Source organism: Desulforegulaceae bacterium, assembly GCA_034006035.1.
Classification (GTDB): domain Bacteria; phylum Desulfobacterota; class Desulfobacteria; order Desulfobacterales; family JACKCP01; genus JACKCP01.
The window spans coordinates 85,599-98,443 of record JAVETN010000006.1 but is presented as its reverse complement, the minus strand read 5'-3'; the positions used below and the strand labels follow the sequence as shown (position 1 = coordinate 98,443).

Below are 12,845 nucleotides of genomic sequence, written 5' to 3'. Positions count from 1 at the left end.
AGAATTTTAAATTATTAAATAAATTAAAAAGGAAATCAAAGTAAAACATAGATTTAATCTTATGAATAAAAAAAAGAACAAAAAGGATATTATCAAGGCTCTTAAAGAACTTAAAAAATTCAGGATCAAAAAAAATTACAATAAAGTTAATCTTGATGAAAAAAATCCCGGCTGGGAGGAATCTGAAGAAAACTATTTGAAATCACAAAAAGATTGGCTTGAAAAAGTTAGTAAAAAAAAGAAATAATGATTGCCAAGTCAAAATTTAAATATTTACCTTCTGAGAAGTTTTTAGAAATTAAAGAAAAAATTATCAGATGGAAAAAGTTTTTAAGTTATTATGAAAACGGCTCTTATAATATCAAGGAAATAAGAAAAAACGCCTTAATTGCTGCAAAAAATATTAAAAACAACACTCCTGGAAATGTTTTTAAATTTTCAAACTCCCGTCTTGAATGGGTTAGAGAATCTAGTCAAAATTCAAAAGTTAATATTTTATACATTCACGGGGGAGGATTTATTGCAGGTTCTCTTGACAACCATAGGCCGTTTGCAAAAATTTTGTCAAAGAAACTTAACGCCAATGTTTTAATGGTTGATTATCCCCTTGCACCTGAAAACAAATATCCCACACAATTAAATGAAGTATTAAAATCTTTTGAATTTATGAAAGAAAATTCTTCAAAGTTTTTTTTTAATGGAATTTTAGGAGACTCTGCAGGAGCAAATTTAGGGCTTGCTGCGATTTTAGAATTAAATAAAAATCAAAGATTAAAACCAGATTTCGGTATTTTTTTATCTGGGTTTTTTGACCTTTGTCTTAAAAACACCTCAATTGAAGAAAACAAAATTAAAGATTTTGTATTAACTCGAGAGTTTTTGGAGTTTTGTGTAAAGTCTTATTCAGGTGAAGGAAAAAAATTGAAAAAATCAAGCCTATCTCCTGTTTATGGAGATTTTAATTCCTCATGCGATCTTTTTTTTCAGGTTGGAACAGAGGAAATTCTTATGGAAGATTCTATCAATTGTCACAATAAAGCTGTTGAAAGTAATGTTGATTCAACATTATCAATCTGGCCTTTGATGATGCATTCGTTTCAAAGTTATTATTCATGTTTTCCAGAAGCAGATTTTGCAATCAGGGAACTTAGTGCTTTTATTGAAAAATCAATTTCAAAACCTGGTTGACTTTAACTTTAGTTTTATAGTAATGAAAGATTTCTGATTAACACCAACCAAGGGAGTAGGTATGACTGAAATTGAAAAGATTTTTTCTTCTGAAGTTTTAAATGAAATCTTTCCATCCGAAAAATCCGATAAATTTTTTGAAGCTCTTTTCGGTGATACCGAAGATGGAGCATATGATATTTCACTTAAGTTTAGGGAAGAAAATGGTCAAGAAATTGTTTTTGACTTCAACCTTGATCAAAGGCCGGGTAAATGTCTTGTATGCAGCCTTACTTACGGTTTACCAACGGTTTTTGCCAAGCATCCTGTAATTAATATAAATGAAATTGTAGAAAAAATAGCCTCAAAAATCGGGAAGTCAGATCTCAAACCTGAATGGGAGCTGGGCAAAACAATTTCATTAAGCAAAGAAAAGCATCTCATCCCCCTCCGCCTGAAATTTAATTAGTAAAACTTTAAATTTAAATCCTATAACCAAACTTGAGTTTTTATCTCCAACTATATCTGATGAAGTTTTTAACGGAGGTTAATCAAAATTGCCTCCGTTAAATTTATGTTCTTTTTATCTACAAATCAAATAAAAAGTTCGGGCTCTTTTCTTTCCAGGAATTCCAGCTCCAATTCTTCCTTATGTTTTATAAAATCAGGAGAATCAAAGTGTTTGGCTTCTACAGGACATTCTTTGATGCAGGCACAACATTTAATGCAAATTCCTTTGACAGAAGAAACATTGTCTGGATCTATTGAACCCATGGGGCAAACATCAACACAGATTTTACAATCAATACAATTATCCTTTGTTTTTGGTTTGATTTTTCTGAAATCATATAAAGGATTATTGTTTTCATCTTTTACAAGATAGTAGGGTCTATAGGGTCTATTTCCCTTGACCTGAATTTTATTATAAATAGTTGACTTTTTAAGTTTTGAGTGAACTTGTTTTGCAAATTTATCAACAATTTCCATATCAGACTTGTCAGGCCTATTGCCGCCTAGGATTTTAGAAAAAGAATGCTGACCTATAAAAGCGCCTCCTCCAATTACAATAAACCTGTTTGATTCCATTATATCTTTAAGTTCTATAAGAGCGTCATCATAATTACGGTTTCCATATAAAACTATTGCAATTGCAGGAGTATTATTTCCTTTGATAGAGTTAAGATAATCAAGAAGAACATTAGGAACCCGGCCGGCATAAACAGGAATTCCCAAAATTATAAGTTCGTTTTTGTCAAAGTTTAAATGGTTTTTTCTTGCTTTTGGTAAAGTTATATCTATTGAGTTTACAGAGTTTGAATTGTTGATTGATTTTGATAATTTTTCGGAAAGGGCTGAAACAATTGTTTTTGTGGTCTTTGTTGGGCTGAAATAAATTGAGTTAATTTTAATATTCATAATAATAACCTCAGTTTAATCTAATATTTTAAAGGGTTTGTTTATTAATTATCCAGGAGTTATGGGTTAGTTTTACATCTACAATTTTTAAAATAATCTGTATAGTACTTGTCGTCTAAAGATATTGGCAGAGTCTCCAAAAAAATGATTCCAGGGAATCATAGTTCCTACAGGAAGTGTTTTGACGGCAGCTCCAAGTAAAATAAAGCTACACCATTGATCATATGATAGTAAAGTAAATTTAATTCCTTAAATTTTGTTTGACAAACAATAAATATTCACATTTGAAGTTTAGTATGAAAGATTAATGGTGGTTTTGATTTAAATTTATCTAAAGGAGGTAATTTGGACATTAATGGGTTAATAATTAATGAAATTAATAAAGGCTTTATTGTTGAGGATAAGTTTTTTCAATTTGCCAAAGATCTTGGAATTAATATAAATTTTAATGATTTAAAAGATATTGTATCAAATTATGATAAAGATTTATCAGAAGAAATTGTTTTTTATATTTTTACTCCTGATTTTGAAATGAGAAAAAGATTTGCTTTGATCTGGCTTAAAATTCAGTCTCAAGCTCAAGGTTTTAATTTGGAGACTATTTTAAAAAAGGTTAATCCAACAAAAATTGTTTATAAAGAATTGTCTGAGTTTGTAAATTTAGACAAAGAAGTTTTGAGATATTTTTTTAAAAAACTTGGACTTTTAAAAAAAATTGACAAGAAAATTTTAGCAACTTTGAACAATTTTGACCCAAAAGAAAAAGGACTGATAGCTTCTTTTCTCTGGAAAGATATTAAAAATATAAAAAATGAAAAAATAAGTATTTTAAATGATTATCTTAAAAAATCTTTTCATCCATTTTTGTTTTCTAAAAATGAATTTATATTTTTTCTTAATATTTTAGGGGGTTGGAAAAGTAAAGATGTTAAATTTCATACTTATCTTAAAAAACTTTTTTATATCTACAACAAGGCAGCCAGGCAGGCTGTTGAAACAAGTGAATTTTTAAAAAATAACAATGTAGAAACATTTATGATTCAGGGAGGCAGGGTATCTTTTGCAAACCCAGATGAAATTTTGGAAAAAAAGAATCTAGTCTGGGAAATTGCATCAAGACTTGGAGTTCATAATCAAATCTATATTGAAAATGAACTTAAAATAACTATCAAGTCCAAATAAAAAATTCAGGCTTGATAAAGTATTAAAAAAACTAAGCTTTAAAAGTTTAAATCAAACTTTGATTTTCTGAATTACTGAAAAAGATCCATTTAATAATAATTCCATAGGAAACTATAGCTAAAAGAGCCATAATTGGTGAAATTGAACCTATAGGGGCAAAAATAAGGGCAGTAATCCAGTGAAGGGCAATAAACTTTTTAGAATGAAGCTCTATTGGGAAGTCTTCAAACCTGACAAGAACAGCAAGGCCACTAAGATTCCATCCATATACCGAAGCAAAAGAGTGGGTTCTTAAAAGGATCTCACTATTTTCTTTTGAATAGTAAGATGTCATTTCCAAAGCTATATAGGCTATTCCGCTCACCCCTGTAAATAATAGAAAACACATTCCTGAAACAAGAAAAGCCCTTTGCTGTTTATTGAATTTATCTGTAAAAAACACATAAAATATTAAAATTACAGAGAAAAACAATATAAATGCAATTATAAGCTGGGCTATAAACAATTCAAAAAGAATGAAAATAAAAAAAATAATCACTCCAAGGTTTACAGTCCAAAAGCCTATGTTTTTTAAAACTCTTGTAAGATGAATTCTATTGTCGCCTGTAAGCTTGAACATTACACACATTGTAATAAGAGAAAGAGGGAAGGAAAAGCCCAGAAAAAAAGTATTAAGCTCAAGTTTGTCCATTTTTACAAAATGGATGAATTCATTATTTATCATCACAAGACCTGAAATTAATAATCCAAGGGAGAGACACAATATGGCAGCATTGTGAAATTTTCTATGAACTATTATTCTTTTGTTAAAAAACATCCATGGGAAAAACCCAAATTTTTTAATCCTGGCAGCTTCTGTAAAAACAGAAAGAGAAAAAGCACAAATAATTGCCAAAATATAAAGTTCAGTAAACGCAGCAAAAGCAAAAATAAGTGAAATTAAAATAAAGATAATACTGTTTTTTGAAAATATTGGTTTACTCAATGTGTATGAGTAAATAATTACTCCGCCCGCAGATAAATTAAAAAGAAAAATATGAAGACGATCAAAATGAAGGCCGTCTATTGGAGGTATTAGATGATGTGTAAATCCAAAAACAAAAGCAACCCACATAAGAAGAGATAGAAAAATTTTTTCTTTAAATTTCATTTTAGGCTTTCCTTTCCAAGCATTTCATCAATAGCTTCCTTTGGAGTGTTATGAAAAAATTTAAAGTTATTTGCAAGAAGTTTATCAGGAAAAACCTTTGCTCCGCATAAAACAGTTTCATATCCTTTTTGGCCCATAAAAACTTTGATTATAAAAGATGGAATTCTAAAGTAAAAAGGGAGTTTAATAGAAGTTGAAATGTCAGTCATAAGTTGATTGAATGTCACAGGATTGTTTGAGCAAAGATTTACATATCCTTTGATTTTTTCGTTAAAAACTATATGGTAAACCCCGTTTATCCAATCTTCATGTGAAATCCAACTTAGATACTGGTTTCCCGAGCCTGGAATAGCTGCAAGCCCTGAATAAAATCCCTTTAAAATAATTGGAAGAGCCCCTCCTTCAGGGGTGAGAACAACCCCTGTTCTTAGAATAATTGTTCTTGTTTTTTTGTTTGTACATAGTAAGGCAGAGTCTTCCCAGATTTTACAGACTTTGGAAATAAAAAGGTCACCGATTCCTGAGGTTTCGTTTAACAATTCATTACCTTTATTTCCGTAAAAGCCCGTTGCAGAAGATGAAATAAAAATGCTTGGAGGGTTTTCAAGGCTGTTTATTGTTTTTGCTAAAAGGGTAGCTGTGTTTTTTCTGCTTGAAACAATTTTTTTCTTTTTCTTTTTTGTCCAATACCCCTGGGCAATTGGTTCTCCTGAAAGATTTATGACAACATCTGTATTTGTAAAGGCTTTTTTATCTATTAAATTTTTATCAGGATTCCAGTAGAATTCATTTCCATTTTTAGGAAGTCTTCTGACAAGCTTTTTCACCTCATGGCCAGCTGTTGTAAGTCTTGGAATAAGAAGGTTTCCAAGGACTCCTCCAGAACCACTTATAAGAAAGATTTTTTTACCTTTAAATTTAGAGTTTATCTCAAGATCTCTTTTAAGAATTTTATGCCTGAGTTGAAAAATTGTATTAAGTTTTTTTAATATAATTTTTTTAAATAAAGGAAAAGTTATGAAATGAAAAAAAAGTTTAAATTCAACCCGGTCTGTCATTTCGCAAAAGCCATTTTCATCTTCTTTGAAAATATGCTTGTGTTTCCACTTTGAAAAAGGTCCAAAAGTTTGAATATCTTCAAAATATTTGTTTTTTATATATTCAGTGTGCTTTGCTTTCCAGGTAATTTTTACAGGATCATAAAGATGCATTTTAACTTTTGCGCCTTTTTTAATTCCTCCTTTGTGTAATTTAACAGAAATTTTCTGCCAGGGAGGGGAAAGTCTTTTCAAGGCTCCAGGATTTTCATGGAAATTAAAAACTTCTTTTTTAGTGAATTTAAGCTTTGTTTTTTTTTCAAATATGATCATGGTTTTCATCCTTGGATTTTTGTCTGTAATTTAGTTTTGGTTCTTCTAGTAAAACTACTGTATCCTGGGGGACAGACTTGGTCAGCCATACGTTACCGCCTATTACAGCACGCTTTCCAATTATTGTATTTCCCCCGAGAATTGTTGTTCCTGAATAAACAATTACATCATCTTCCAGGGTTGGATGTCTTTTAATTCCTCGAAATTTTTTACCGGCATCTTTGGGAAGTGAAAGAGCTCCAAGGGTAACTCCTTGGTAGAGTCTTACGTTTTTACCGATATTTGTTGTCTCACCAATAACAACCCCTGTTCCGTGATCGATTGCAAACCTTTCACCTATGTTTGCACCGGGATGAATATCTATTCCTGTAGCACTATGTGCATACTCTGTCATTATTCTGGGAATAAGAGGAATCTCCATTTTATAAAGTTCGTGGGCAATCCTGTATACAGTGATTGCAAAAATACCGGGGTATGAAAATATTATTTCATCATAGTTTTTTGCTGCGGGATCTCCATCAAGGGTTGCTTTTACATCTGTAGCAAGAAGCTTCCTTAAATATGGTATTTGTCTAAAAAGCTCAAGTGCTGATTCGTAGCCTTTATTTATGCATACCTCACATGGCTTATCATACCTGAAACATTCATGACGTAAGCTTTTTATAATTTGCTCGGCAAGCCTTGGAAAAAGATAGGATACACTTAATCCTATTTTGTATTTCAAATTGTATTGTTCTATTTTTCGCTTTGAAAAATATCCAGGAAAGAGGATTTTTATAAGCTGGTTAATAATGCTTACAATTTCATCCCTTGAGGGTATTGGTTCGTTATTTATATGGATAAACAAGTCCTCGTCAAAACAAGAATCAATTATTTTTTCTGTAATTCCATGTATTTTTTTTTTGTATTCTTCCAAAGAGTCTTTGGATGGTTCGCATAGTTTTGGATCTTTTAAAATCTTATTCATTTTGTCTCTTTTTTTAAGTGTGAACAGTTAACTTGAGCAACCTTTAAATTTAACAAACTTTATATTAAGCTTATTAAATTCAATAAAGTTTAAAAACAATATGCTCTTGTTTGTAAATAGAATTTAATATAAAATTAAAAATTTTGAAATCTATATATTTAAGGAGTTGAAATGAGAATTGTAACCAGACCTGATCTTGACGGTGTTGTTTGTGCTGTTTTGTTATATGAAGCTTTGGATATTAAAGAAGATGTTTACTGGGTAGAACCAAACCAGATTCAAAATAATGAAGCGGATATAAAAAAAGGTGATATCCTTGCAAATATTCCTTACCACAAAAATGCAACCATGTGGTTTGATCACCATGTTTCTAATTTGTTACCAGAAACGTTTGAAGGAAAACATGAAATTGCTCCCTCGGCAGCAGGGGTAATTTACAATTATTATTCAGATGTTTTTAAGGATAGATTTAAAGATCTTATAATAAATACAGATAAAATAGACTCAGCAGATCTAACCATGGATGAGGTTAAGTTTCCAGAAAAATATCCTTATGTTCTTCTTTCAATGACAATCAAAAACAGGCAATTTAAAGATATTCCATACTGGAAAAGGCTTATTGAACTTCTTCGAAAAAAGTCAATTGACCAGATAATGAAAGATCCTGAAGTTAAAAAAAGATCTGACAAAGTAATTGAAGAGAATTTAAAATGGAAAACTATTTTAAAAGAAAATACAAAAACAGATGAAAATGTTTCTATTCTTGATTTAAGAGCTTTTAAAACTAAAGCTCCTTCTGGGAATAGATTTTTAATCTATTCAATGTTTCCTGAAACCAATGTAAGCGTTAAAATAAGATGTGCAGATGATGATGAAGAAAAGCTGATTGTTAGTATTGGACATTCAATTTTCAATAAAACCTGTAATGTTAATCTAGGAAACCTTCTTGCAAAGCACAATGGAGGAGGGCACAAAGGAGCCGGGGCATTTTCAGTAAAAAAAGAACAGTTTGATGAAAAAATAAATCTTATCCTTAGTATTTTAAAGAAAAATTTACCTTTAAAGGACTAGTTTGGGTATAATTAATGAAAATTAGTTTTTATAAAAAACCTGGGGTTAACAAAAAATTTCTAGAGCTAAATGAGATCTTTTCAGCTGCTGATTCATGTAGAAAGTGTGGGAAATGCCAATCTGTATGTCCTGTTTTCAGGCAGACCGGGTTTGAGCAGCATACAGCAAGGGGAAAGCTTACTCTTATAAATGGGCTTAAAAATAATTTTTTCTTTAATCCTTCCTTAATAGAAAAGCATTTAAGATTTTGCCTTTTATGCGGGAGATGTGAACGGTCCTGTCCTTCTGGGATTGATACCTTGTCTGTTTTTCTTAAAGCAAGAACAGCAATGAATGAGTTTGATAAAAAATCTTTTTTAAAAAGATTTCTGATAAGAGTTTTTGTAAAATTTCCTTTTCTTTTTAAGCTTTTTAAAAGGACAAACAATTCAAATTTAAATAATTATCAGTTTGAGAAGGTAAATGAAAAAAAGCTGATTTTTTTTACAGGCTGTCTATTTGACAGAGTTTTTGAAGATACAACAAAAAGAGCTTTAGATTTTTTTAAAAGTTCGGGTTTTGATCCTGTTATTGTGGATGATGAGTGTTGTGGCCTTCCTTTTTTAACATCAGGAGACAAAAAGGGGTTTGTTAAGGCTGGAGACAAATTATACGGAAAGTTTTTAAATTCAGGATCAAATCTTATTGTTTCTGGGTGTCCTACTTGTATTTCAGCTTTAAAAAATTTATGGCCAGACTTTTTTGAGTTTGGAAAAGAATTTAATAGAAACTTTGAAGTTTTAGATTTTCATCAATTTGCAGCCAGAGTTATTAAAGAAAATAAATTTGAGTTTAAAGGAAAGGCAGAAGAAAAAATCAAATGGCATCTCCCCTGCCACCTGAAATCTCTTGGCGGTGAAAAAGATGCTGAATATGTTTTAAAAAAATGTTTAAACTTTAAGCCTTTACAAGAGTCCAAGCTTAATTCATCCTGTGGCTTTGGAGGTACATTTAGTATTGATCATCCTGGTATTTCAAAGAAAATTCTTGATAAAAAGGCTGGTGATCTTAGTCTTAAAGAAGGAGAAGTTCTTGTAACAGGCTGTCCAGCATGTGTTTTGCAACTGGAAAGAATTAAAAGGGCAGGAAACAAAAAAAGAGTTTTTCACACAATTGATCTTATTGGCGGAAAACAGATAAAAAAGTTTTAAAGGAGAACTTATGGCTCTTTCCAACAAAGATAGGGTGAAAAAATTATTTTCAGTTTTTTCCGGAGAAGATCAGGTTTTAATTTTAATTAATGCAGATCCTGATGCAATGTCATCGGCTATGGCTGTAAAAAGACTTTTATGGAGAAAAGTAGCAGGGGTTTCAATAGCAAAGATCAACAAGGTCAAAAGGCCTGATAATCTTGCAATGATAAGGCTTCTTGGAATTAAAATGATTGATATAGAAGATGTTGATAAGTCAAAATTCAATAAATTTGTAATGGTTGATTCTCAGCCATCTCATAGCGAGTTGTTTAATGGGTTTGATATTGATGCCTTAATTGATCACCATCCAGATACAGGATACAAAGCTAAATTCAGTGATATAAGACCTACTTACGGTGCCAATGCCACCATGCTTACTGAATATTTAAAAGCTGCCAAAATAAAACCATCTGTAAAGCTTGCTACTGGATTGTATTATGGAATAAAAACTGATACTTCAAATTTTCAAAGGGATACTCTCCCAGAAGATATAAGGGCTTTTCAATACCTTTTTAAATTTATCAATCCTAATCTTGAAAGGCGAATTGATCAGGCAGAAATTCCCCTTGAATTTCTTCAATACTATGAAAAGGCTTTTAGTTCAAAAGTCATTAAAGGAACCAGGCTTTATGTTCATTTTAAAGAAGTTCCCACCCCAGATGTTCTTGTTCAGATTGCAGACTTTTTCATGAGAGTTGATAAAGTTAACTGGACAATAGTTTCAGGCGTTTGTGAAAAAAAAGTTGTAATTATTATAAGAAATGACGGAATAAGAAAAAATGCTGGAAAAGTTGCAGAAGCAAGCTTTGGGGAATATGGCTCTGCCGGAGGTCATATTGGAATGGCAAGGGCTGAAATTGAAACCAGTGCTATTGAAGACTTTGTTTCAACAAAAAATCAGCAAAAACTTGAACTTTGGATAAGAAATCATATTGAGCTACGTACGAAAAAGAAAAGGACAAAGCCTTGAAAATAACAATTCTTGGTTCGGGAACCTGTGTTTTTTCGCTTGAAAGAGCATCTTCTTCTATTCTTCTGGAAACAGAAAATACAAACCTTTTACTTGATGCTGGCACAGGCTGCACAAGAAGACTTCTTGAAAAAGGTTTTGATATTTCAAAAATTGACGGAATTTTTCTTTCCCATTTTCATATTGATCATAGTGCTGAACTTGTTCCAATTCTTTTTTCTCTTAAAAACGGAGGTCTGCTAAACAATAAAAACAAGTTTTTTCTCATGGGAGGTTTGGGGCTGAATGACTTTTATAATAATTTAAAAAAAGTTTATGGTCATTGGATTGATATTGGAGAAAAACTTGAAATTTTAGAGTTTGATAAAAACAAAAGGAATTTTTTGGAAATTTTTGACATAAAAATAAAAGTTTTTCCAGTGAATCACAGGCCGGAATCTCTGGCTGTTAAAATTTCAGATAAAAAAGGAAAAAACTTTGTATATTCAGGTGATATGGATGTTACCCTGGGATTTGAATCATTTATAAAAGGCTCTAATCTTTTAATCATAGACTCTGCCATGCCTGATAATTTAAAAGTTGATGGTCATCTTACACCTGCTATTGCTTCTGAAATTGCTTTAAAAGGCAAGGTTGAGGAATTGGTGCTTACTCATTTTTATCCCCAATGTGAAAAAGCTGATTTTTTAAATGAGGCAGAAAAAATATTTAAAGGGAAATTAACTCTTGCTTCAGATCTTATGGAGATAAAATTATAAATGGAATACTATCCAGTATATTTAAATCTTTGTGGGAAAAAAGTGCTTGTGGTTGGGGGGGGAAAGGTAGCTTTGAGAAAAACAAAAAGACTTCTTAAAGCAAATGCTTCAACTATAGTTGTATCTCCTTTTTTTGTTCATGGTTTTTCAAATCTTAAATCCCATAAAAATCTTCTTTTAAACTTAAAAAAATTTGATACAAATGATCTTTACGATGTTTTTCTTGTTTTTGCTGCCACAGATGATTTAATTCTTAATTCTGAGATTGCAGATATCTGTGAAAGAAAAAAAATTATTTGCAATATTGCAGATAATCTTGAAAAATCAGCTTTTATTGTGCCTTCATCTATTAAGAGGGGAGATTTGATCCTATCTATTTCAACAGGAGGAAAAAGCCCTGCCTTATCAAGAAAGCTTAGAAAAGATTTTGAAAAGAAGTTTGGTGATGAATATGAAGTATTTCTTTATTTTTTAGGCATAGTCAGAGAAGAAATTTTGGAAAAAAGAAGAGGTAATCCTGAAAATAAAGGGATATTCAGGGAAATGGTTTTTGGTAATTTGTTGAATTCTATAAAAAATAAGGATATTGAAGAAATAGAAAATGAATTAGAGGAGATTTTAAACAATGAAGCTCTTTCTGGGAAGCTTATGGAAAAACTCCTCAAAGACAAAAACGAATATTTTTTTGATGTCGAAAAAAACAGCTTTTCCTTTTTATCAAAAGAGAGTGATTTATGATTTTTTCAACTTTAATTCTTTTTAGTTTATCTTTTTGTTTTTATGCTTTTTCACAGCTTAAAGCTGACTTGCGACTAAGAAAAACAGGGTTTGTTTTTTTATGTCTGGCTTTTTTATCATTGGGCGGTGAACTTATATTTCAAGGAATAAATTTAGGATACCTCCCTGCTTTTGGGATTCGGAATATTTTACTTTTGTCTTCATTTTTAATTTCGTTTTTTTTCATTTTGCTGTTTTTAAGATTTAAAGTGGATCTTCTTGGAGGAGCAGTTGCTTTATTTTCAGGCTTTTTGACTGGATTAGCTCTTTTCTTTGACAGTTCCCGGTATCCGGGTCAGGAGGATTTGGGCATATTTATGACAGCTCTTCATGTATTTTTTACTTTTTTTGCCAATGCGGCTTTTTTTACAGCCTTTGTAATAGGCATATTCTATCTTGTTCAGGAAAAAAATATCAAAGTTAAAAAGCATGGGATAATTTTTAAAAGACTTCCTTCCCTTGAAATTTTAGAGTCATCAGGGAATTTTTGTATCACCTGGGGATTTTGTTTTCTTACCCTGGGTCTTGGAATAGGAGTGATTTGGTCAAAGCAAATTTTTGGCCGTTTTCTCATGATAGATGCTAAAGAAATTTGGTCATTTCTTATCTGGCTTTTATATGCTGTGATTATTCACGGAAGAATTTCTTCTAGATGGAGAGGAAGAAAAGCGGCAATAATGTCAATTATAGGCTTTGCAATAGTAGTTTTTTCTTTTGTCGGGATTAATATATTTATGGATACTTCCCATGGTGAGTATTTTATGGGGGAATTATAATTTCGGAGT

General features: G+C 31.1%; 14 protein-coding genes. 10 read left to right on the top strand and 4 right to left on the bottom strand.

Features of this window, described 5'->3' with window-relative positions:
• Positions 1–61: 61 nt before the first annotated feature.
• From RBR53_06430 to RBR53_06420, 3 genes are all read left to right on the top strand, one after another.
• On the top strand, positions 62–247 hold the full coding sequence (locus RBR53_06430; GenBank protein MDY0132289.1) for a hypothetical protein: 186 nt from the start codon (positions 62–64) through the stop codon (positions 245–247).
• Positions 247–1,188 (top strand): alpha/beta hydrolase, encoded by a 942-nt coding sequence (locus RBR53_06425; protein ID MDY0132288.1) that lies wholly within the window; start codon positions 247–249, stop codon positions 1,186–1,188. Before RBR53_06430 ends, RBR53_06425 begins: the two co-directional genes overlap by 1 nt.
• A gap of 61 nt (positions 1,189–1,249) precedes the next feature.
• Positions 1,250–1,636, top strand: a complete 387-nt coding sequence (locus tag RBR53_06420) for a pancreas/duodenum homeobox protein 1 (GenBank protein MDY0132287.1) — start codon at positions 1,250–1,252, stop codon at positions 1,634–1,636.
• Between the two features lie 125 nt (positions 1,637–1,761).
• Here the strand turns inward: RBR53_06420 and RBR53_06415 are convergent, their stop codons facing one another.
• Positions 1,762–2,583 (bottom strand): EFR1 family ferrodoxin, encoded by an 822-nt coding sequence (locus RBR53_06415; protein MDY0132286.1) that lies wholly within the window; start codon positions 2,581–2,583, stop codon positions 1,762–1,764.
• A 345-nt stretch (positions 2,584–2,928) separates the two neighbouring features.
• Here RBR53_06415 and RBR53_06410 point away from each other — a divergent pair, with 345 nt between their 5' ends.
• Positions 2,929–3,765 carry a hypothetical protein gene (locus RBR53_06410; GenBank protein ID MDY0132285.1) on the top strand — a complete coding sequence of 279 codons (837 nt, stop codon included), beginning with the start codon at positions 2,929–2,931 and terminating at the stop codon, positions 3,763–3,765.
• Between the two features lie 46 nt (positions 3,766–3,811).
• Here RBR53_06410 and RBR53_06405 read toward each other — a convergent pair whose 3' ends face one another.
• Genes RBR53_06405 through epsC form a run of 3 tightly spaced genes read right to left on the bottom strand, consistent with a single transcriptional unit; the run spans position 3,812 to position 7,252 of the window.
• On the bottom strand, positions 3,812–4,915 hold the full coding sequence (locus RBR53_06405) for a hypothetical protein (GenBank protein ID MDY0132284.1): 1,104 nt from the start codon (positions 4,913–4,915) through the stop codon (positions 3,812–3,814).
• Positions 4,912–6,285 (bottom strand): TIGR01777 family oxidoreductase, encoded by a 1,374-nt coding sequence (locus RBR53_06400; GenBank protein ID MDY0132283.1) that lies wholly within the window; start codon positions 6,283–6,285, stop codon positions 4,912–4,914. The genes RBR53_06405 and RBR53_06400 overlap by 4 nt, the downstream gene beginning before the upstream one ends.
• Positions 6,272–7,252, bottom strand: a complete 981-nt coding sequence (gene epsC, locus RBR53_06395) for a serine O-acetyltransferase EpsC (GenBank protein ID MDY0132282.1) — start codon at positions 7,250–7,252, stop codon at positions 6,272–6,274. The genes RBR53_06400 and epsC overlap by 14 nt, the downstream gene beginning before the upstream one ends.
• Before the next feature lie 171 nt (positions 7,253–7,423).
• Here epsC and RBR53_06390 point away from each other — a divergent pair, with 171 nt between their 5' ends.
• Genes RBR53_06390 through ccsA form a run of 6 tightly spaced genes read left to right on the top strand, consistent with a single transcriptional unit; the run spans position 7,424 to position 12,836 of the window.
• Entirely contained in the window at positions 7,424–8,323 is a 900-nt protein-coding gene (locus RBR53_06390) for an exopolyphosphatase (GenBank protein ID MDY0132281.1), read from the top strand.
• A gap of 14 nt (positions 8,324–8,337) precedes the next feature.
• Entirely contained in the window at positions 8,338–9,513 is a 1,176-nt protein-coding gene (locus RBR53_06385) for a (Fe-S)-binding protein (GenBank protein ID MDY0132280.1), read from the top strand.
• A gap of 10 nt (positions 9,514–9,523) precedes the next feature.
• The gene (locus RBR53_06380) at positions 9,524–10,525 is read left to right on the top strand and encodes a DHH family phosphoesterase (GenBank protein MDY0132279.1); all 1,002 of its coding nucleotides are present in this window, start codon (positions 9,524–9,526) and stop codon (positions 10,523–10,525) included.
• A complete protein-coding gene (locus RBR53_06375; GenBank protein MDY0132278.1) occupies positions 10,522–11,283 on the top strand; it encodes a ribonuclease Z in 762 nt (253 codons plus the stop codon). The genes RBR53_06380 and RBR53_06375 overlap by 4 nt, the downstream gene beginning before the upstream one ends.
• Complete coding sequence (locus RBR53_06370) at positions 11,284–12,021, top strand: bifunctional precorrin-2 dehydrogenase/sirohydrochlorin ferrochelatase (GenBank protein ID MDY0132277.1); 738 nt, start codon at positions 11,284–11,286, stop codon at positions 12,019–12,021. It abuts the gene before it with no gap.
• Entirely contained in the window at positions 12,018–12,836 is an 819-nt protein-coding gene (gene ccsA / locus RBR53_06365) for a cytochrome c biogenesis protein CcsA (protein MDY0132276.1), read from the top strand. Before RBR53_06370 ends, ccsA begins: the two co-directional genes overlap by 4 nt.
• Positions 12,837–12,845 lie beyond the last annotated feature (9 nt).